At 66.8% G+C, this 19,263-nt stretch carries 18 protein-coding genes and 1 pseudogene; 11 read left to right on the forward strand and 8 right to left on the reverse strand.

What is annotated here, in order from left to right; all coding sequences use genetic code 11:
- Together AC1DN2_RS08740 and AC1DN2_RS08745 are read left to right on the forward strand one after the other, a co-directional pair.
- Window positions 1–114: pseudogene (locus AC1DN2_RS08740) on the forward strand (IS30 family transposase); the annotation flags it as partial.
- A gap of 72 nt (window positions 115–186) precedes the next feature.
- Window positions 187–687 carry a DinB family protein gene (locus tag AC1DN2_RS08745; RefSeq protein WP_476850008.1) on the forward strand — a complete coding sequence of 167 codons (501 nt, stop codon included), beginning with the start codon at window positions 187–189 and terminating at the stop codon, window positions 685–687.
- A gap of 507 nt (window positions 688–1,194) precedes the next feature.
- Here the strand turns inward: AC1DN2_RS08745 and AC1DN2_RS08750 are convergent.
- A complete protein-coding gene (locus AC1DN2_RS08750; RefSeq protein ID WP_476850009.1) occupies window positions 1,195–1,605 on the reverse strand; it encodes a hypothetical protein in 411 nt (136 codons plus the stop codon).
- 108 nt (window positions 1,606–1,713) lie between these two features.
- Between AC1DN2_RS08750 and AC1DN2_RS08755 the strand changes: the two genes are divergently transcribed.
- Both AC1DN2_RS08755 and AC1DN2_RS08760 read left to right on the forward strand, forming a co-directional pair.
- Window positions 1,714–2,472, forward strand: a complete 759-nt coding sequence (locus tag AC1DN2_RS08755; protein WP_476850010.1) for a VOC family protein — start codon at window positions 1,714–1,716, stop codon at window positions 2,470–2,472.
- 56 nt (window positions 2,473–2,528) lie between these two features.
- Window positions 2,529–3,971: an AAA family ATPase gene (locus tag AC1DN2_RS08760; RefSeq protein ID WP_476850011.1), complete on the forward strand. Its 1,443-nt coding sequence runs from the start codon at window positions 2,529–2,531 to the stop codon at window positions 3,969–3,971.
- Window positions 3,972–3,999: 28 nt separating this feature from the next.
- Here AC1DN2_RS08760 and AC1DN2_RS08765 read toward each other — a convergent pair whose 3' ends face one another.
- Window positions 4,000–4,788, reverse strand: coding sequence for a GNAT family N-acetyltransferase (locus AC1DN2_RS08765; RefSeq protein WP_476850012.1), 789 nt, complete (start codon window positions 4,786–4,788; stop codon window positions 4,000–4,002).
- Window positions 4,789–5,079: 291 nt separating this feature from the next.
- Between AC1DN2_RS08765 and AC1DN2_RS08770 the strand changes: the two genes are divergently transcribed.
- Both AC1DN2_RS08770 and AC1DN2_RS08775 read left to right on the forward strand, forming a co-directional pair.
- Window positions 5,080–6,711 carry an FAD-dependent oxidoreductase gene (locus AC1DN2_RS08770; RefSeq protein WP_476850013.1) on the forward strand — a complete coding sequence of 544 codons (1,632 nt, stop codon included), beginning with the start codon at window positions 5,080–5,082 and terminating at the stop codon, window positions 6,709–6,711.
- Between the two features lie 54 nt (window positions 6,712–6,765).
- Entirely contained in the window at window positions 6,766–8,055 is a 1,290-nt protein-coding gene (locus tag AC1DN2_RS08775) for a cytochrome P450 (protein WP_476850014.1), read from the forward strand.
- On the opposite strand, the gene AC1DN2_RS08780 is transcribed toward AC1DN2_RS08775, so the two are convergent.
- The gene (locus AC1DN2_RS08780; RefSeq protein ID WP_476850015.1) at window positions 8,045–8,533 is read right to left on the reverse strand and encodes a hypothetical protein; all 489 of its coding nucleotides are present in this window, start codon (window positions 8,531–8,533) and stop codon (window positions 8,045–8,047) included. The two genes, AC1DN2_RS08775 and AC1DN2_RS08780, sit on opposite strands and share 11 nt — an antisense overlap.
- A 32-nt stretch (window positions 8,534–8,565) precedes the next feature.
- Entirely contained in the window at window positions 8,566–11,124 is a 2,559-nt protein-coding gene (locus AC1DN2_RS08785) for an AMP-binding protein (protein ID WP_476850016.1), read from the reverse strand.
- A 219-nt stretch (window positions 11,125–11,343) separates the two neighbouring features.
- On the opposite strand from AC1DN2_RS08785, the gene efeO reads away from it, so the two are divergent.
- On the forward strand, window positions 11,344–12,264 hold the full coding sequence (gene efeO, locus AC1DN2_RS08790) for an iron uptake system protein EfeO (RefSeq protein ID WP_476850017.1): 921 nt from the start codon (window positions 11,344–11,346) through the stop codon (window positions 12,262–12,264).
- Window positions 12,261–13,673: an iron uptake transporter deferrochelatase/peroxidase subunit gene (gene efeB / locus AC1DN2_RS08795; RefSeq protein ID WP_476850018.1), complete on the forward strand. Its 1,413-nt coding sequence runs from the start codon at window positions 12,261–12,263 to the stop codon at window positions 13,671–13,673. The genes efeO and efeB overlap by 4 nt, the downstream gene beginning before the upstream one ends.
- A 45-nt stretch (window positions 13,674–13,718) precedes the next feature.
- Here efeB and AC1DN2_RS08800 read toward each other — a convergent pair whose 3' ends face one another.
- The gene (locus AC1DN2_RS08800; RefSeq protein ID WP_476850019.1) at window positions 13,719–14,270 is read right to left on the reverse strand and encodes an N-acetyltransferase family protein; all 552 of its coding nucleotides are present in this window, start codon (window positions 14,268–14,270) and stop codon (window positions 13,719–13,721) included.
- Between the two features lie 23 nt (window positions 14,271–14,293).
- The gene (locus AC1DN2_RS08805; RefSeq protein ID WP_476850020.1) at window positions 14,294–15,280 is read right to left on the reverse strand and encodes a GNAT family N-acetyltransferase; all 987 of its coding nucleotides are present in this window, start codon (window positions 15,278–15,280) and stop codon (window positions 14,294–14,296) included.
- Window positions 15,281–15,515: 235 nt separating this feature from the next.
- Between AC1DN2_RS08805 and AC1DN2_RS08810 the strand changes: the two genes are divergently transcribed.
- The 3 genes from AC1DN2_RS08810 (at window position 15,516) to AC1DN2_RS08820 (ending at window position 17,121) form a co-directional block, all read left to right on the forward strand.
- Window positions 15,516–15,773, forward strand: a complete 258-nt coding sequence (locus AC1DN2_RS08810) for a hypothetical protein (RefSeq protein ID WP_476850021.1) — start codon at window positions 15,516–15,518, stop codon at window positions 15,771–15,773.
- 155 nt (window positions 15,774–15,928) lie between these two features.
- Window positions 15,929–16,462, forward strand: a complete 534-nt coding sequence (locus AC1DN2_RS08815) for an N-acetyltransferase family protein (protein WP_476850022.1) — start codon at window positions 15,929–15,931, stop codon at window positions 16,460–16,462.
- Window positions 16,459–17,121, forward strand: coding sequence for a hypothetical protein (locus tag AC1DN2_RS08820; RefSeq protein WP_476850023.1), 663 nt, complete (start codon window positions 16,459–16,461; stop codon window positions 17,119–17,121). Before AC1DN2_RS08815 ends, AC1DN2_RS08820 begins: the two co-directional genes overlap by 4 nt.
- Window positions 17,122–17,150: 29 nt before the next feature.
- Here the strand turns inward: AC1DN2_RS08820 and AC1DN2_RS08825 are convergent, their stop codons facing one another.
- Window positions 17,151–18,476 (reverse strand): carboxylesterase family protein, encoded by a 1,326-nt coding sequence (locus AC1DN2_RS08825; protein WP_476850024.1) that lies wholly within the window; start codon window positions 18,474–18,476, stop codon window positions 17,151–17,153.
- 6 nt (window positions 18,477–18,482) lie between these two features.
- Complete coding sequence (locus AC1DN2_RS08830) at window positions 18,483–19,190, reverse strand: FadR/GntR family transcriptional regulator (protein WP_476850025.1); 708 nt, start codon at window positions 19,188–19,190, stop codon at window positions 18,483–18,485.
- Window positions 19,191–19,263 lie beyond the last annotated feature (73 nt).

Consider the following 19,263-nt stretch of genomic DNA (forward strand, 5'->3'; position numbering starts at 1 on the left):
TACGGGCCGGAAGACCTCGAACACGTCGCCCAGGAGCTCAACGGCCGCCCACGTAAAACGCTCGGCTGGGATACCCCAGCCGAGCGTCTGCGTGATTTACTACAAACCACCTAACCAGCAGGTGTTGCAACGACTCCTAGAATTCGCCCTTCCGGACCGGGCTTTTCCGCCATAGGATGTGGGGCCATGACCTCTCACCCCAGCATGGATCCGGCAACACTGGCCGCGGACCTGCGTACCCAGTTCGATGCATTCCTCGACGAGCATCGTGCGGACCTGCACGCCTGCCTGGACGGACTCACCGAAGAGGAGGCCCGGGCCTCGCTGGTGCCGTCGCGGACCACCCTTCTGGGGCTGGTCAAGCACGCCGCCTTCGTGGAGAAGGTCTGGTTTGACGAGGCCATCACGTGCCGGCCCCGGGCGGTGATCGGCATTCCGGCCGCCCCCGACGAATCGTTCATTCTGGCGGACGACGACACCATCGCGGGCCTCCAGGCCGCCTATCTCCAGGCCTGCGGGGACTCACGGCGTCGGGCCGCTTCGCTCGGCCTTGACGACCTTGTCAGAGGCAACCGGCGCGGCCCGCTGCCGCTGCGGTGGGTCTACCTGCACATGCTCAGGGAACTCGCCCAGCACTGCGGCCACGCGGATATTCTGCGCGAGCAGATCCTCGCTGCGCGCACCTGACGGCACCGGCCGCCCGGGTCAAGGTTCTAAACCGGAAGACCCGCATTGCACCATGGGTGCGGGTGAGCGCGGATGCGGCCACCCCCGATTGGTTTTCACAGGGCCGCATCCGCGCTGGTCTAGGGAAGGCCGGGTTCCGGCTCTGGTTCCGCGTGCCGGGGGCGTAATCGCGCCCCGGCCAGCTCAGACAGCAAAGCGGGGGCGCGCAAGGAACCGGGCCGGCCGGATGTCGTGTCCGATCTCAAGGCGAACGCCGTGAACGGGGCGACGGCATTGCCGGCGACAAAGACTTTGGTGGCCATGAGATAGGAACTCCCGCAACGAAGTTAGCAGCCTCTGCATGACCAAAATCAGAATATCAATTGCATTTGCCGCACAAAAGGAAAAGAGAGTAACAATTAACCTGCGGCTTTTTGGGCCGGCATCCCCGTAATCCGCTGCTCACCGTCTCTACAGTCCGGAAAGATGTGGGATGCGGTTGAGGTCAACCGGCCGATGCGCTGGCCGTCATTTCGTGGACGGGGCGTATTCCGGGTAGTAACGCTGGATCTCTTGAACGGTCTTGCCGGCCCTCACCATTCGCTCAACGGACATCATGCTCCGGACTTCCTCGTCCGAGGATCGGGTGCTGTTCCACGGTCCCATCGTTCGGTAGCAGAAGTCATTCGGATCGTTCAGCCTGGCCTCGTTGTAGCACTCGGGATGATCCGAGGCATCAACTGCCGTGCCAGCAGGACCGGATTTCGATGCTCCGAATGCGGCGGACAGCCCCAGCGCGAGAAGTGGCGTGAGCGCCACGGCTGCAATTCCAGTTTTCATTCCTTTATTCATGGTTCCCCCAATTGGCCAGAAATATGTTGGCGAGCCTACCGCACAGGTGCCAGGTTTTCCGAGCGACGGTGTTTTCCCCTCGGTCATGGAGGATTCGGCAGTTTGCCTCGCCGGAATCGCAGTTGGGTCTTGATCCACTCCGCGGTCTTGGGAAACAATGTTCGCGGCGTAACGGGCCCCGGAGAAAGGGTTTCAATGACAGCGCGGGATACCTCCTCAGTCGGCGCTCCGTGCTGGGTCGACACCTGGCAGCCCGACCCCCAGGCGGCCAAGGACTTCTACGGTCCGCTCTTCGGGTGGACTTTCGACGACCCCATTCCGATGCCGCCCGGGCTCGACGGCTTCTACTACGCTGCGCGCCTCCGCGGTCAGCTGGTTGCCGGAATCGGACAGGCGCCGCCGCAATCGCCGCCGGGGTGGATCACCCACGTGCGTGTCGTAAACGTCGGGGAAGCCTTGGCTCGTGCCGAGCGGGCGGGGGGCAAGCGCCTGGCGCCGTTTGGTGCCGGCCCGGATGACCGTATTGCTGTGCTCGCCGATGCCACCGGCGTCCCGTTCTGCCTGCGGCAGGCAGGAGGGAACGACGGCGCCCAGCTGGCCAACGAGCCGAATTCCTGGGCCATGAGCTCGCTGCACACCACAGATGTCGGGCGGGCCCAGGCGTTCTACGGTGCAATGTTCGGCTGGGAACTCGAACCCGTCCCGGACGCCCCCTTCTCGCGGTGGCTCCGCTCCGGCCGGGTAGTGGCGGTGGTGGCAGCCACGGACGGCGTCGCGGTCCCGCCGCATTGGAGCGTCAATTTCGCCGTCCGCGACGCGGACGTCATTGCCCGGCAGGCCGTAGCCCTGGGTGGCAGCATCTTGATGGCACCCATGGACACGCCGGGATATCGCAGCGCCGTGATCAGGGACCCCCAGGGCGGCACCGTCGCGGTCAGCGCAACCACCGGCTGACGCTTGCTGGAGAGCATGAGCGCCACACCGATTGGCGGCGCTGGTAGGGTCAGCCCATGGATGAAATTTTGGGGAAGTTCATCGACGATTTCGCGCGGCTCGTGGAGCTTGCGCAGTCCGGGCAGCGTCGGGGGCAACCGGGAACCCAGCTGCTGACTACGCTCACCGAGCATTTGGCGGTCCGGGCCGAATCAGTGTCGGTAGTGGTTGAGGAGATTCCGCCGCACCGATTCGTGGACGCAGACATCCTCATGGAAGAGCTCGCCGCCGAGGATCCTGAGTTCCGGCTCGTGGGCATCGGCGGCGGCGACCAACGCCACCATCACTCGCTGAGCGACATGCTGCAGCAGTCCCAGCTATATCCGCAGTTCCCCCTGTCCCAGCCGGACTACGCCAACTTAGCTGTCGGGCCGGACGAACAACGGCAGGCCGTGGCACTGGGGCTCTGGCTGTTCAGCCATGGAGGCAGTCCCATCGCCGTGCTGCAGCGGGACGCCAACCCCCGGTATGGCCGGCAGTCAGCGTCCCTTGAGGTTTTGGCCGGCGCTACAGATAAGGCCGCACGCTTCCTCTCGGAGTTCCGCCGTCGGATGCAGCACCGCAGCGTGCTCAAGGGACAGGTCATTTCCCTGGTGATGGGTGAGTATGGTCCCAGCGCGGCCGGGGTGACGTTCCATGCACGGCCAGTCCTTGCCGCGTCGGATGTCATCCTGCCGGATGGCCTGCTGGAGAAAGTGTCGGACCACGCCTTAGGTATCGCCGAGCACCGCGAGTCTCTGATCAGGTACGGCCAGCACCTCAAACGCGGCGTCCTGCTCTACGGCAGGCCGGGGACGGGCAAGACCCATACGGTGCGGTATTTGTTGAGCCGGAGCGAAGGTGTCACAGCAATCCTTCTTTCGGGAGGATCGCTCGCCAGGATCTCAGAAGCCGCCACCATGGCCAGGGCGCTGCAGCCCTCCATCGTGGTCCTTGAGGACTGCGACCTCATCGCCGAGGACCGCAGCTTCGGGCACGGACCCCAGCCGCTGCTATTCGAGGTGCTGGACGCCATGGACGGTTTGGCCAGCGATGCCGACGTGGCGTTCGTCCTCACCACCAACCGCGTGGACATGCTGGAACGCGCCCTGGCGCAGCGTCCCGGCCGTGTGGACCTGGCCGTGGAAATTCCCATGCCTGCCCAGGCGGAGCGGGTTGCACTGATCAAACTGTATGCCCGCGGTATTCCCCTCAGTCCGAACTCGATTGAAGACGCCGCCGCCCGCACCGAAGGAACCACCGCTTCGTTCGCACGCGAACTCGTCCGCCGTGCGGTCGTTGCCGGCGCATTGGACGGCGTGCCGGTGGCGGACCATCATCTTCAGAAGGCTGTGGATGACCTGATGGCCGACAGCGCCGCGCTCACCCGAAGCCTTCTCGGCAGCGGCACCGGAGACGGCTCTGAGGGCATGGGCGGACCGTTCCCCGGACCGCCGGCGGCCTTCCATCCCGGGGGCTAGGACGTACCGCGCCACTGCGCTTGGGCCCTCAGCGCCGCCAGCGGTACGGGGTGGTCGTTGAGACTCGCAGCAATCCATAGCGTTCCAGGATCGGTCGCGAATATTCAGTCGAGTCACTGTGGATGAGTCTCTTGCCGAGCGTCAGCGCGGCCCGGGCCCGGGCGGCGGTGAGGGCCCGGTAGATACCCTGACCACGCCATTCTGGTCGCGTCGCCCCGCCCCAGATGCCCGCGAATTCCGTATCCGGCACCGGCTCGAGGCGGCCAGCGCTCACGATCAGTCCTTCGTGTTCGGCTACCCACAGTTCCATGCCGTCGTCGCGCGCCATGCGTTTCAGGATTGCGTCGGCGTTGCCGTCGGAGACGTCAACGCCGAAAACCTCGTCCTGCATCGCGCTCATGGCGCGGATGTCCCGTTCTGCGCTCACCGGCCGCAGGCTGACGCCGGGCGGGAGCTGGACGTCCACCGTCAAGGCGTTTGCCGGTCCGATCATGATCGACTCGGTCTCATCAGGCTCAAATCCGTTGTCGAGCAGTGCCCCGTGGAGTCCGGGCGCATGATCGTGACCACGGGTTTTCCACTCGACCCGCACGATTGCGGGATCGCTGCGGTAAAACGCGAGCGCTTCGGCTACCCACTGCGCGATCGTCAGGGTGTTGGCCCCATCGAGGTTCTGATAGGTCACGAAGCCCCTGCCGCCTGCGAAGGTCACCAGCCGCAGCGGACCCAGCCGTTCCACGCCGCTGGCACCGGGCGTCTCTGCAGCTGTCCGGAGTTGCTGGTCGTACGCCACAAGAAGTTCTTCAGAAAGAGTCATCGGCGTCCACCCTACAGCCACGCCGGACGCCGGATACAGGACATAGGACACCCGGCGCTCAAGTTCCCTCACTGAGGGCAACCCGGCCGGAGCGATGGCTAGGTGTCACCTGCACTCCTGCCGCCGCCCCCAGCGCGGCCACGTGGCCAAGGTCCGCCCCCGCCGCAAGATCCCCCACGCTCCGCTCTGGAGGGCCTCCGCAGCCTCGTCGTACCCGGCCGCAGGCCTCTTCCGCGGCCAGCCCGCGAGGCTTAGACTCGATTGGCTTGAGCAAACAGGGAGAAGTTCGGCATGAGGCTCGTCGTCGATCTCACTAAGTGTCAGGGTTACGCACAATGCGCCTTCCTCGCCCCGGAGGTCTTCACGATCCAGGGGGACGAGGCACTTACCTACGACCCGGACCCTGACGAGGCGCAGCGCACGAGGATCCGGCGGGCAGCCGCGGCCTGCCCCGTCCAGGCCATCCGGCTCGACCAGCTTGAGGAGCCGCACAGGCCGCGGCCTCCCGAAGACGCCCCGGGAACGGCCGCTGCCGCGGGGGGCAACGGGGGCACGTTCCTTCGATCCGGCAGGATTGTCATCGTGGGCACGTCACTGACCGGGCTCCGTGCGGCGGAGCGGCTGCGCGAGGAAGGGTTCACGGGCTCGCTGACTCTCATTGGTGAGGAAGCGCACGAGCCGTATGACCGGCCGCCGCTGTCGAAACAGGTCCTGGCCGGGTCGGTGCCGTCCGATGACACGTCGCTGCCGCGCCGCCGGGCAATCGACGCCGACTGGCGTCTGGGCGTCGCGGCCACGGGTCTGGATCTCGCCGCCAGGCAGGTGCATCTCGCCGACGGTGGCCGGATCGGATTCGACAAGTTGTTGATCGCCACTGGGGTGCGGGCCCGGTCCTGGCCAAACGCGGCGGAGGCGGCGCTGGCAGGCGTGCTGACCTTGCGGACCCGCGAGGACGCGGCAACGCTTCGGCAGCTCCTGGCCGCGCGCCCTCGCCGGGTCCTGGTCATTGGCGCCGGGTTCATCGGCTGCGAAGTCGCTTCGGTGTGCCGCGAACTTGGCCTGCCGGTCACCGTGGCCGAGGCGGGCCCGGCACCGCTCGGCGCGGCGCTCGGCAGCGTGATCGGTGCAATTGCCGGGGAGCTTCAGATCGAGAACGGCGTGGATCTGCGCTGCGGCGTCAGGGTCGTTGCACTGGAAGGCGATGCCGGCGGACAGCTGCGCCGCGCCCGCCTCTCCGATGGCACAACACTTGACGTGGACATCGCGGTCGCCGCGCTGGGGACCGTTCGTAACGGTGATTGGCTCGCAGGCTCCGGATTGGCGAGCGGCGTGTGGGGTGTCGCGTGCGACGCCGGCTGCCGGGCTTTCGACGTCAACGGGCTGGTCACCGATGACGTCTTCGTCGCCGGCGACGTATCCCGCGCCCCGCAGCCGATGTTCGGCTACCAGTTCCTCGCCGTCGAACACTGGGGCAACGCGATCTCCCAGGCCGAGGTTGCAGCGCACAATATGGTCAGCGGCGAAACCGAACGGTGGCCGCACCTGGCTGTGCCCAAATTCTGGTCGGTCCAGTTCGGCACCGAAATCAAGAGCGTGGGTGTGCCCTCGGTCGCCGATGAGGTCGCCATCGTGCAAGGATCGGTCGGATCTCGGCGGTTCCTGGCCGTTTACGGCTACAAGGGCCGGATCGTGGCTGCAGTGGCGTTCAACCAGAACAAATGGCTTGACTTCTATGAACCGCTGATTGACCAGGCGGCGCCCTTCCCGCCGTCGTTCCACCATATTGACGAGCCCGAGGATGCGCAGCCCGTACCGGCCGGGTTCCAGCCCGCCGCCAGCCCCACCCAGGATGCGACCGTCGTCGTGACCGGTCACTATCCCAATGAGCGGCGCGCCAGATTGACTGACCGCCGCCTCCCGTAAAGCGCCGCACCGGAGACCGGCAGCCACCGGCCCACGACCCAAGGAGCCTTCGCCATGGCCGAGCCCAGCACCTGGGAGCAGATCCTCGACTACACCAACCGGGCTAACCCCTACCCGTTCTACGACGAACTCCGCAAAACCCCCGTGAGACGACTTCCGGACGGCAGCTATCTCGTGAGCACCTACGCGGAGATCGCCGCCCTGTTGCACGATCCACGGGTCAGCTCCGACATAACCCGCAACCCGGCTGCCGCCGCGGCGGGCGCCGCCGTCGGTGAGGACGGGGACGGGGACGGCGCCGGCATGACGCCGACTTTCCTCAGCATGGATCCCCCTGATCACGACAAGTTCCGGCGGATCACCATGCGGCATTTCGGGCCGCCCACGACGCCTGGCAGGGTGGCCGGGATGGAGGCGCGGATGGCGGAAATTGTCACCGATCTGGTCGACAATATGTCGGACCGCGGCCGGATCGACGTCGTCGATGATCTGGCGTATCCCCTGCCCGTCACGGTGATCTGCGAACTTCTCGGTGTGCCCCCGGGAGATGAACAGCGCTTCCGGGTCTGGGTGGACCTGGCCCTGCAATCGACCGATCCCGGACTCGATCCCGAAACCCAGCAAAAGAAGAGGATTGAAGCCGGCACGGAACTGCGAGCGTTCATGCAAGAGCTGGTCGACGCCCACCGGCAGGCCCCGGGGACTGACCTGCTTTCAGCGATGGCCACCGACGATGGCCCGGAGGGCCGCATGCCGGACGAACAACTGGTGAGCACCGGGCTTCTCCTGCTCATCGCCGGACATGAAACCACCGTGAACCTCATCTCCAACGGCGTACTGACGTTACTCCGCCACCCGGCCGAGCTCCAGAGGCTGCGCGCTGACCCCGGCCTGGCCATCCCGATGGTCGAGGAACTGCTCCGCTACGAGCCGCCCGTGCATTTCGTCCCGTTCCGCACCGCCCTCGACGACATCGACATCGCCGGCACCACCATCCCGGCCGGCGCCTCCCTCACCCTGGTCCTTGCTGCGGGCAACCGCGACCCCGCCCACGTGGCTGACCCCGGGCTCTTCATCCCTGACCGGGCCAACAACCAGCACCTCGGTTTTGGGGGCGGGGTTCATCTGTGCTTCGGGGCGCCCCTGGCCCGGCTGGAAGCGCAGATCGCACTCACTGAATTCGCCACCAGGCTGGAGAACCCGCGGCTGGTCTCGGACCCACCGCCGTACCGGCCGAGCCCGTTCCTGCGCGGCCCCTCCCACCTCCCGGTAGACATCGACGGCGTCCTCGCCCCGGGTAAGCCCTTGCCGGCAGTCGCCCGGAAAATGCACTTCAGCGGGTGACGGTTAGAGGTTTCATGGGCAACACACAGGACACCCGTTCCAGTCGTAGGTCGCCAGCGCCCGCCACGCGGTTGTTCCTGCCGGTGTCATCGCACCAGTCAATGTTGTAGGGCACCGCGGTTACGGCGGCATCCCCCACAGCTGTCCGGGCGGGAACGACAAACGTATAGGTGAACCCCCCGGCGTCGTTCATGGCGGTGGTGGTGTTGACAACCTCCACGCCTGTGGCGTCGGTGACGCTCACCTGGATACGGGCGTTCTTGCCGTAGCGGGGATTGCAGTCAGCGTCCGGCGCTGCCACCGTCACGCTCTGCCCCGGTTTGGCTTCCGACGGGGTCAGCGAATAGGCGGGCGGGAAACACGGCGGTTCCCCACCGGTGGAGGACGAGCACCCCGAGATCGAGGCAGCCAGCACCAATGCGCCAACCGTGGCACGGATCGCGGAGCGCCGCCCGCTGTCTTTCAGACAGAAAACCATGCCGTCAGTGTCGCTGGTACAGCAGTCGGCGCCTACTGTTGTGCTGAATTCGTACCCGGATCGTTGCCTGCGCCTGCCCGCCGGCGGTTGACCGCCCCCATCAAGCGCAGGCAGAGCGCCCAGTAGGCCACGCCCGCGGCCAGCGAGCCTGCCACGGCCAAGGCAGGGCTGATCCCGGCCAGCGGCGGATAGACCACCCAGTGGACCAGGTACGCGTAGAGGGAGGCGCTGGCGAGCACCACCAAGAGGCGGCGGAGGACCTTCGGCACCGGAATGCTGGGCAGCCAGATGAGCAGCAGGATCCCGGCGAGTAGCGTGGCCTCCCGGCCGGGGTTCTCGAAGAATCCCGGAACGGTCACTGCTGCAACGACAGAGACCAGGCAACGCTGGGCGAAGGTCCGGGACCGTGCGATAGCCCAACCCAGCGCGAAGAGCCAGAGAGCAGGCGCCGTGTGCGGCACCCCGGGGTTCACCAGCTCATACCGGGTCAGGAGCCCCACGCCGGTCAGCGCCAGCGGAAAGAGCAGGGGGAAGCGCCGCTCGGCGCGGTCCGCCCACGGAACGGCAAGCAGTGCCACGGACCCCACAAGCAGGTAAACAAGAACTTCGATGAACCAGAAATGCCACTGGGTGCTCACCCCCTCCGGCCCGAGGACGGCATTGAGCAGCACGATATTGGTGGGAGAGTAGTTGTCGGTGATCAGGTACGCCACCGCGATGAACGCCATGCTCGGCACGACGATTCTTGCCACGCTGGACAGCTGCCGCCGCAGCCGCGGGACCCGCTTCCCGGAGAGCTGGAAGCGGGCGAAGTTGCAACCGGCCACGGCCATGAGCACGTGGGCCGCACCCTGCCAGCTGAACAGACCGACATGTGTGCTCACGATCAGGACGATCCCGACGGCCCGCAGCACAATGCTCGTCTCGACCGGCGCAAAGAAGCGACGACGCGTCCGGCCCGGTGCAGTGCGCGGCCGGGGCTCCAGATCCCGGACCGGCGTCACGTGCCAGTCCCGCGGGAGATGGCCCAGCGCCTGTTCCAGCCGCACCGACGCGGCCACATAAGAGAGCGAGTCCCCGCCCAGGGACACGAACGTGTCGCTGTCCGCGATGTCGGCGCACTCCAGCACGTCCTGCAAGATCCCCCGGACGCTGTCCGGAGGACTATTGTCCGGCGCGCCGGTTTCCGCTGCGGGGGCGGGTGCCGGCCCGGGTTTCGGCCGGGACAGGGCCAGGACGCCCCTGTAGTCGAGCTTGCCCGTTGCCAGGCGCGGGAGATGGTCGACGGCGTGCACCTCAAGGGCGGCTCGCGGCAGCCCCATGCCCTGGGCGAGGACCTTGCCCAGCAGGTGCGCGTCGTGGTCGCCTTCAACGGCGACGACGACTCCGTCGTCCGTCCCGGCGCTGGCCGCCCGCACACCGAGATCCGCCAGGAGCTGCTCCACCTGTCCCAGATCCACGCGCAGCCCCACGATCTTGACGAACCGGCTGCGCCGGCCCACCACTTCGTAGACGCCCGCCGGGTGCAGCCTGGCGAGGTCGCCGGTGCGGAGCTCCGCAACGGTCCGGCCTGCGGCAAGGTCCGCCGGGCATTCGGCGTAGCCAAGCATGACGTTGGCGCCGCTGTAGACCAGTTCGCCGTGTTCCAGCCCCGGCACGGGGTCGATCCGGAACGAGCCGCCGGGCACCGGGACGCCCACCGCGCCCGGCACCTCGGCCGCCAGCTCCGGAGGCAGGTACGCCATCCGGGCCGTCGCCTCGGTCTGGCCGTACATCACGAAAAATTCCCAGCCATTTCGGCGGCCCAGTTCGGCGTAGTTCCGCACCGAATCCGGCGCCAGCCGGCCCCCGGCCTGGGTGACGCAGCGCAGGCCGGGCAGATCCATGTCCGCAAACCCGGTCCGTTCCAGCAGTTCAAAGGTGTACGGAACGGCCGCGAAAGACGTCGCCCCGCGGCCTCGGAAGAGGTCCCAGAAGCACGGATCGACCACGGAAAGGCCGGTCAGGACCAGTCCGGCGCCGCGGAGCAGGTGGCTGTTGATCACGGACAGCCCATAGCAGTAGGACATGGGCAGCGTCGTGGCCGCGCGGTCGTCGGGCCCGATGTTCAGGTACTCGGAAATCGACTCGGCGTTGGACTGCAGGTTCGCATGCGAGAGCCGCACGAGCTTGGGCGAGCCGGTGGATCCGGAGGTGCTGAGCAGGAGCGCGAGGTCCGGGTGAAGCTCGTGGCGGGTGCCGGTCCGGCGTTCGTCCAGCAGGAGCTGCCCGTTGCCGGGTTGGACAACGACGTCGGGGTCGTAGGCCGCGACGAGGGATTCCAGGGCGGCCGGCTTGTCCTCCGGCAGGAGGATCAGCGGGTGGCCGCCGGCCAGGGCCGCCAGATAGACCACCAGAGAGTCGAGGTCGTTGGCTGCGGCGAGCGCCACGAGGCGCCGTGTGGTGCCAAGCCGGAGGGCGAAGGCATCGACCCGCTCCGCCAGCTCCCGGTACGTCATTGCCAGGGTGTCGGTAAGGATGGCTGGGCTGTCCCCGTAGCTCGCAAGATCGGCGGCAAAGGGCACCCGCATGAAGTCAAGCTGCGTGGTCACCCGGACGATGTTATTAGATTAGGCTTACCTAATCCAAATTAGGGTACGAAAGGTTTGCGTAATCGCCGCGAATCGGTATCCTCCTTACTTAGGTGTACCTAAGTCGGGATTGCATCGGCAATGTTGCCGGGGAAGCCCACTCGGTCCCGTACCCCTGCCTCCCCTCCCCCGCACCGCACCGCACCGCACTGCTCCACCCCACCGATCCAAGGAAACACCATGCCCAGCATCCCCCTGCCCAAAAATGCCCCCCGGTTCCGGAAGACGCTTGCCCTGTTGGCCGCGGCAACCGCAGTTCCGTTGGCCCTGGCCGGCTGTATGGGCAACCCAAAGGACCCGGGCGCCGCCGGACCCATCCAGGTCACGAGCAGTACCGGCGTCGACGCCCATCTTCAGGGCCTGTTGGACACCGGCACCCGGCAATACTCCGCTTTCGTCGTGGATCAGACCGATCAGCTGGTTACCGGCACGAGGTCATTCGCGGCGGCTTACGCCGCCGGGGATGCGACGAAGGCCCGCGGACTCTATGCCGCCACGCGCATGCACTGGGAGCGTATCGAGCCGGTCGCCGAGTCGTTCGGGGACCTGGACCCCAAGCTCGACGCCCGTGAAGCCGACCTCGCACCCGGCCAGGAATGGACCGGCTGGCACCGGGCCGAGAAGGACTTGTTCCCGCCGGCCGGCTACACTCCCCTCGCACCGGCGGAGCGTGCCGCCATCGCCACGCAGCTTGTTGCCGACACCGAGGACCTGGCCCAGCGGACCCGCACCGTGGAACTCTCCGCGGACAAGATCGGCAACGGCGCCAAGGAACTCCTGGACGAGGTGGCCACCGGCAAAGTTACCGGGGAGGAAGAAATCTGGTCCCACACCGATCTCTGGGACTTCCAGGCCAACGTTGACGGAGCCCGGACCGCTTTCGAGAGCCTGTTGCCTGCGCTGCAGCAGAAGGACCCGGCCCTGGCCGAAGCGCTCGAGGCCAAGTTCGCCGCCTTGCAGGCCGGGCTCAAGCAGCATTCCACCGGCGCAGGCTTCGTCTACTACAACGACCTCAGCCAGGCCCAGGTGCAGCAACTCGCCTCCCTGGTTGATGCCCTGGGCGAGCCCCTGGCCAAGCTCGCTTCGGCAATAGCCCCGTGACCGGCTGCCCCTTCGGCGGCAGCCCCCGCCAGACCCCCGACGGCGGCGCCCCCGAATCAGCTAGCGCACCGGAACCAGCCAAGCCACCGGGAGCCGCCGCCATGCCCGCGCCGCCCGCAGCCCCCGGTTCGGGAAAGGGCCGGCTGTCCCGCCGCGGGCTCCTGTCCCTGGCAGGAGCCGGCGGCGCGGGCGCCGTCGCCGGCCTGGCGGTTGGCTTCCTCAGTCACGACGCCGTCGAGGCCGCGGCCGCCCCAGCGGCAGAGCCCGGCGACATCATCGCCTTCCACGGTGACCGGCAGGCCGGCATCGTCACGCCGGCCCAGGACCGCCTTCACATTGCAGCCTTCGACCTCGTCACGGAGGACCGTGCAGAGCTCATCCGGCTTCTGAAAAACTGGACGGCCGCCGCCGTGGCGATGACCGAGGGGCGCAGCACGGGCAGCAGCGGCGCCGTCGATGGCCCCTACGACGCCCCGCCCGAGGACACGGGTGAGGCCCTGGACCTCGGCGCCGGCAGACTCACCCTCACCTTCGGGTTCGGCCCCGGCCTGTTCGAGAAGGACGGCAAGGCCCGCTTCGGACTCGAGGGGCGCCGCCCGGACGCACTGATCGACCTGCCGCACTTCCCAGGCGACGACCTCCAGCCGGGACGCACCGGCGGCGACATCGTGGTGCAGGCCTGCGCCGACGACCCCCAGGTGGCCGTCCACGCGATCCGCAACCTTGCCCGCATCGGCTTCGGGCAGTCGCGCGTCCGCTGGTCCCAACTCGGCTTCGGGCGGACGTCCTCCACGTCGAGGTCACAGGCCACCCCGCGGAACCTCTTCGGCTTCAAGGACGGCACCAACAATCTCAAAGCCGAGGACACCGCCCTGATTGGGGAGCACGTGTGGGCAGGCCAGGGAACGCGCCCGGAAGAGGGCTGGATGGCCGGCGGCACGTACCTCGTGGCGCGCCGGATCCGGATGCACATCGAAATCTGGGACCGCACCTCACTGCGGGAACAGGAAGCGCTGATCGGGCGCACCAAGGGCGCCGGGGCCCCGCTCTCCGGCGGCGAGGAATTCACCGCCCCCGACTTCGAGCTCCAGGGGCGCGGCGGGGAACCACTGATCCCGCTGGACGCCCACGTCAGGCTCGCGCACTCGAGCCAGAACGACGGCGTCAAGATGCTCCGGCGCGGCTACAACTACACCGACGGCTCGGACGGCCTGGGGCACCTCGACGCCGGACTGTTCTTCATCGCGTTCGTCACGGACCCCAGGACCCACTATGTGCCCATGCAGCTGGCCATGGCGAAGGAGGACACACTGGCCCTGGAATACCTCAAGCACACCGGCTCGGGCCTGTTCGCGGTTCCGCCGGGCATCCGGGCGGGAGGCTTCATCGGCGAAGGTCTCTTCGCATGACGGCGGCAGTCACCGCTGCGGGCAGCCGCCCGGGAGCCGAAGAGCTCACTGCGTGGCAGACGGGACCGTTCCGGGCGGGAGGACCCGGCTGTGGCGCTTCTCGGCCACAGCCGGATCGAATCTCGTATCTTCCAGGGTCCCTCCGTCGTCGAGCCAACGGCGGTTGGTGTAGAAGCTGATAGCCCGATCGTTGCCTTTCTCAACCCAGAGAAATGCCCGGTCATAGCCGAGTTCGATCAGCTGTTGTTCCGCGGCCGCGAACAGGACGGAACCTACGCCCTGCGCCCAGCAGTCCGGATGCACGTTGATCGCGTGGAGCTGACCGGTTCCCGGGTCCGGGTCGCCGGCAGCAGGGCCGAGGATGGCGAACCCGGCAACCGCATCGGCGCTTTGGACGACGAGGTGAATGGTCCCTTGCCTGGGTTCAAGGATGTTTCGGCGCCAGGCGGATGCCGCGCGGTCGACGTCGAGACCGTCCAGGTACTCATCGGTCATGACGCCGCGGTAAGTGGCCCGCCAGGCCGCGATGTGGATCTCGGCCAGCCGTGCGGCGTCGTGCACGGTTGCTGCCCTGACACTGATGTCCGGAGTGGTCATGGTCCAGAATCTATCAACTGCGGTCACCGGTGCCGGGCGGCGCGCGCGAGGCGGCGGGCAAGGTAGCAGATGACGAGGACGCTGGCTGCGGCGAGGAGCCACGCAGACATCACAGCACGAATCGACTCCTGCGGTGAGACCCGATTCCTTGGAATTTCGAGGAGTTCCAGTGCCCGGCCCGAAACACCCGGAATTAGTTGGAGAATCGGAAAGAAGTGTGGGTCGGTGATGTGTCCGTCAAACAGGACTGGGGTACCGCCGGCGCTCACCAGAACTTCTGCCATGCATGCGGCGACGTCGAGACGCGCCAAGCGGTTGGCCTGGTCCAGGGATTCGCATATTGCCTCCACTTCCGGATCCCTGTCAGTACCGAAGACAAAGCACGCCGCAGCAATCCGGTCATTCCTGACGACGAATACGCTTCGGGACCGGTCCAGTTCTTTCTGGATCATGGGGCGGAATTCAGCGAGGAGTGTCGCGCGCGACCCAGTAGGTGACCATGGCGCGTGCACGATTTCATACATTTCCGTCCATGCTTCATTCAGTTGATCCAGAGCTATTCGATCTCCTGTGAGGATGCCGCCACAGCGGTTTTCGTTTGCCCATCGGAGCACTTCAATACTCGCGGTATCGATCTGCTCGGGCGGACACATTTGATAGCGCACAGCTCCCAGCGATCTGTAAAACTCGTGCGCAATCGTGCCCGGATGGGCTTTGACGGACAGTGGCATCCAACGACGCCTTTGAATGGATTTCACCAGTGCCGAACCGATACCCTGCCGCCGGTATTGCTCACGCACGAAAACGTTGACCGTGTCCCGAGTTGGATGGACGCGGTTGGTGGCTGAGACAGCGATCCCCACTGGCTCTGCACCGAACTTTGCCACCAGCGATGATCCCCCGGGACGCCATTCATCGGCTCTGGCCCATGGCGCGTCGGCTGCGAAGTGATCCGCATCAGCGGCTGTCGCCGGATTGATCGCCAGATTTTTTGCTTGTCCGGTCAGCATCCTGGCAGTCTATTCGTTTCAAAGCTGCGGCTTCCGGACGGCATCTTCGAACAAGGAAACAGGTGCTATCCCACCCAGCGACCGGTTGGAAACAGGAACAGAGGCTTTCGGCCGATTCCTTTGGCGCGGTAGCCTGCACTCACACCCTGTATGCCTCTCCCCCGATCGCGATGAGGTCAAATCCCTCCTCGGGCCAGAAGAGTCCAGCAGAACCGTTTTCTTGGAAGGCCACGCCATGTCAGATTCTGAACTTTCCATTCTCCGTGAGCGGGCTGCCCGCGGTGACAACGACGCCATCGGCGAGCTCATCGAGCTGGCCGCGGAGCGGGAAGATTTCGAGGAGCTGCGGCAACTTGCCGACGGCGGCAGCCGCGACGCTGAGGATCAGCTGGTTGAACTCGCCACTGAGAAGGAAGATCTGGACGAGCTTCGGCGTCTGGCATCCGCCGGCAATACGGACGCGGCCGAAGTTCTGGCCGAGCTCACTGAGTAAGCACTCCCGTCTTTCGGCCGGGTCACCGCAGCTGAAATTGACTATGTCAATAGTCGCTGCAGCATCTATGCTGCGCTGAGCCGCAAACGCGGCATCAACTATTCCGTCCACAGGATTGATCGAATGTCGGCGATGATTCAAGGGAAAGTGCCCACGTGACGCCGAAAGAGCTGGTGGTGCGCGCAGCGAGGCCGGAAGACGCGGCGGAGGTGCGCCGGTTGTCCATCGCCTTCACTCCAGCCGCACAGGAGGTTCCGCCCGAGGTTTTCCATAGCCGTTTCGCCCGGTTCCTTGCCGACGCCTCATGGTGCCTCCCTGTGGCTCCGGCACGCACCAGGCTGCTCGGCTACGGCCTCGCTCAGGATTTCGGGCCGGGCCTGCGGGCTGACTTCACGACGGGCCGGGTCCATGACGTCTTTGTAGACCCCGACACGCGTCTGGCCGGCACCGGCCGGGCCCTCATGAACTTCATCTTCGACTGGTCACGGGCCAGGCCACAGCCAATGATCCTGGACTGGCAGGCAAGTCCCTCCGCCATCGGCTTTTACGAGGCACTCGGCTTCACCCCCGATCGTGTGGGCGACTTTCCCGAGTATCCGGGTTTCACCCTTGACCACCGATCCGGACACGGCGTGCGCTACATTGCTCTCAACCCGGCGACGGCCCGGGCGATGGAGGGGGACCATTGAAAGCGTCAAAAGAGAACGTGCACCTGCCGCGGACGGACTGCCCAGCGTCCACTCAGCGGTCCGCGCGGCGAGCCCGGACGCACCGCTCGGCGTCGGGCCGGCCCGTTGCCGCAACCGTATGGGCCGGTGCTGCCGGCACACTGTACTGGCTGGCGGCCAGCGGAGAACCCAGCGCCGTGATGGACGCCGCACCCTGGCTGGTTCTGGTGTCCTGGTTCGTCTATGCAGCCCAGTGGCGCCCGTGCCTCCGCGTTGAGAGCGGCGGGTTTGTGTTGATCAACGGACTGCGCGACCACCGGATACCGTTCGATACGGTTGAGGACATCGAGGTCCGCTATGCCGTCGCCGTCAGGGCCGCGGGCAAGAAGTACGTCAGCTGGGGCGCTCCGACCCCGCCGGGCTCGTTCGACTCCGGCTTTCAGCATGTCAGCGATCTGAAGAGCCGGCCGCACAGCATGCTCCCCGGCAATGAGCGCATCCGGCAGCCGGAGGTAGTCACCGGCCGCGACAGGATCGCCCAGGCGTGGCACGACGCCCGCGCCGCTGGACTCCACTCCTCCGGTGGAACAGTGACCACGACGTGGAACCGCCCGGTTCTCGCCACCGGCGTCGCGGCGCTCCTCTGGGTGATCGCTGCGGTCCTGATCCAGCGGGGGTGACAGCGCACGCCGGGCAATGCCTCGGGAGTTCAGACCGAGCGGTACCGGAGCGAGCCGGGAATCTCTCCCCGGGACCCGAGGCCTTCCCCGTAGGCGAACTGTGCCCACAGCGCCCGCATCGCCCGGCCATGGGCATTGATCTCGTCCCACGTCGCCCCCGCCAGGAGTCCGGCGCCTTCCCACGTGCGCTGGTGGCCGAAGAGCAGGGGCAGGTCGACTGTGTGCGCGGCGCCATAGAGATTTCCGGGTGCGCGCCAGGACAGCACGTAGCTGTGGGCCCGGCCGCCCGCACGTACATGCCGCCTGGCAAACTGCCTGGCCGCTTTGCCGTACACCACTTCCGTAACCACACAGGTGACTGCCTTGAGCACTGCGCTGCCGACCACGGGAATCCTCGCCACCCGGCCCAGGCGCGGGCTGCGCGGCAGAAACAGCCGGGCTTCCTCCGCCGTGTAGCCGATCAGGATGTCGATCGCCGGGGCAGCGGCATTCCAGGCCCGGTCAAGCCCGGATTCCTCGGGCAGGGGTGAATGCCCGTACTGGATCCCGAACGGCATGGCAGCCATCAGACCGAACTTCCTCGCCGCCCGCGCCACGTCCTCTTCAATAGCGACGACGTCCATCGCCGGAGTCGCGGCGGTAACCGCCTCCGCGGCCACCCCCATGGCGGCGGTCATCCTTTCCCGCCCCCGGGTAATGCCCAGCGGCGCACTTTGAATGATGGCGCGCTGGAAGAGCGACGCCGCGTCAGGGGTCGCCATGAGGTGCGCGACGGCGTCGCCCCCTGCGGATTGCCCGAACGCGGTGACGCGGCCCGGATCGCCGCCGAAGGATGCGATGTTGCGCTGCACCCACCGGAACGCCTCGATCTGGTCGAGCAGGCCCAGATTGGCGGGACGGCCGGTGCTGGTGGACAAATATCCGAAGAGGCCCAGCCGGTAGGTCACCGAAACGACGATCACCCGGGTTTCGGCAACCAGCGCTGCGGGGTCGAAGATCGCCAGATCCCCGGAACCGGACGTGTAGGACCCGCCGTGCAGCCACACCATTACCGGCAGCCGTTCACCGTCGTGGAGATCGGCAGGCAGGGTGATGGTCAGGCGCTGGCAATCCTCGCTGCCCGGAAGTTCGCCGTAGCGGGTGCCGAGCACGTGATCCAGGAAGGGCACCGGCGCCTGCGGGCACGCCGGAGACAGGGATGTCGCCTCGAGCGTCTCGGCCCAGTCGGGTGCCGGCGCGGGCGGCTGAAAGCGTTCCGCGGTGGCGTAGGGAATGCCGGCGGCACGCACGACGGCGCCGTCGCGCCATCCGGTGATCGGGCCACACGGCGGATCGAAGGAAAGGTTCACGTTCATTCCGGTCTAGCTGTTCTTCAGGAGGGCAACGTCGGAGACAAGATCAATGTGCTCCAGCATCGCCGCCGCGGCGGCCGCCGAGTCCCGGGACCTGATCGCGTCGGCGATCTTGCGGTGGGAGGCGAGCGACTGCTCCGGCCGGCCGGGCTGTGCGAGCGATTCGAGGCGCGTTTCCAGGACCATGCCGGCAATGAAGGTCATGAGCTGGGCGAGGACTGCCGAGTGGGCCGCGGCGGTGACGGCCTGGTGGAACAGCTCGTCGCCGCGTGCGCCGCGGTCTCCCGAGGCGACCTCTAACGCCATGGCTTCGAGGGCGTGATCGATCGCGTCCATGTCCTGCTCCGTGCGGCGGGCCGCGGCCAGTTCGGCCAGCTTGACCTCCAGCGTGCTCCGCGCCTCAACGATCTCGGGCAGACGGCTCCGGTGTTCGCGGAGGCCTTTGATCACGGAGGGAACGTTCGGCCGGTAGACCAGCACCGCTCCGGTGCCGTGCTGGACGTCGATCACGCCAAGCACCTCGAGGGCCACCAGGGCCTGCGCCAGGGTGGCACGGGAAACCCCCAACCGCTCGGCAAGTTCCCGCTCGGCCGGCAACGTGTCCCCGGGGCCCAGCTCGGCGGTCTCGATGAAGTCCATGATCTGCTCCACCAGCTGCTCGTAAAGCCGGGGCCGCGAAACGCGGGAAATCTGATGCGTTGCCGCCTGCTTTGCCATGCGCGTCCTTCCAGCCTGTCCTGACCCCTAAGACTACCGGAGAACTATTGACAAAGACACCTAGTGTCTAGGA

It is taken from the genome of Arthrobacter sp. 01L42 (assembly GCF_056400005.1).

Bases quoted from the DNA above. Each gene is read 5' to 3' on its own strand.
- AC1DN2_RS08745 (WP_476850008.1), top strand. From the start codon at position 187: ATGACCTCTCACCCCAGCATGGATCCGGCAACACTGGCCGCGGACCTG.
- AC1DN2_RS08750 (WP_476850009.1), bottom strand. From the start codon at position 1,605: ATGACCGAGGGGAAAACACCGTCGCTCGGAAAACCTGGCACCTGTGCG.
- AC1DN2_RS08755 (WP_476850010.1), top strand. From the start codon at position 1,714: ATGACAGCGCGGGATACCTCCTCAGTCGGCGCTCCGTGCTGGGTCGAC.
- AC1DN2_RS08760 (WP_476850011.1), top strand. From the start codon at position 2,529: ATGGATGAAATTTTGGGGAAGTTCATCGACGATTTCGCGCGGCTCGTG.
- AC1DN2_RS08765 (WP_476850012.1), bottom strand. From the start codon at position 4,788: ATGACTCTTTCTGAAGAACTTCTTGTGGCGTACGACCAGCAACTCCGG.
- AC1DN2_RS08770 (WP_476850013.1), top strand. From the start codon at position 5,080: ATGAGGCTCGTCGTCGATCTCACTAAGTGTCAGGGTTACGCACAATGC.
- AC1DN2_RS08775 (WP_476850014.1), top strand. From the start codon at position 6,766: ATGGCCGAGCCCAGCACCTGGGAGCAGATCCTCGACTACACCAACCGG.
- AC1DN2_RS08780 (WP_476850015.1), bottom strand. From the start codon at position 8,533: ATGGTTTTCTGTCTGAAAGACAGCGGGCGGCGCTCCGCGATCCGTGCC.
- efeO (WP_476850017.1), top strand. From the start codon at position 11,344: ATGCCCAGCATCCCCCTGCCCAAAAATGCCCCCCGGTTCCGGAAGACG.
- AC1DN2_RS08800 (WP_476850019.1), bottom strand. From the start codon at position 14,270: ATGACCACTCCGGACATCAGTGTCAGGGCAGCAACCGTGCACGACGCC.
- AC1DN2_RS08805 (WP_476850020.1), bottom strand. From the start codon at position 15,280: ATGCTGACCGGACAAGCAAAAAATCTGGCGATCAATCCGGCGACAGCC.
- AC1DN2_RS08810 (WP_476850021.1), top strand. From the start codon at position 15,516: ATGTCAGATTCTGAACTTTCCATTCTCCGTGAGCGGGCTGCCCGCGGT.
- AC1DN2_RS08825 (WP_476850024.1), bottom strand. From the start codon at position 18,476: ATGAACGTGAACCTTTCCTTCGATCCGCCGTGTGGCCCGATCACCGGA.
- AC1DN2_RS08830 (WP_476850025.1), bottom strand. From the start codon at position 19,190: ATGGCAAAGCAGGCGGCAACGCATCAGATTTCCCGCGTTTCGCGGCCC.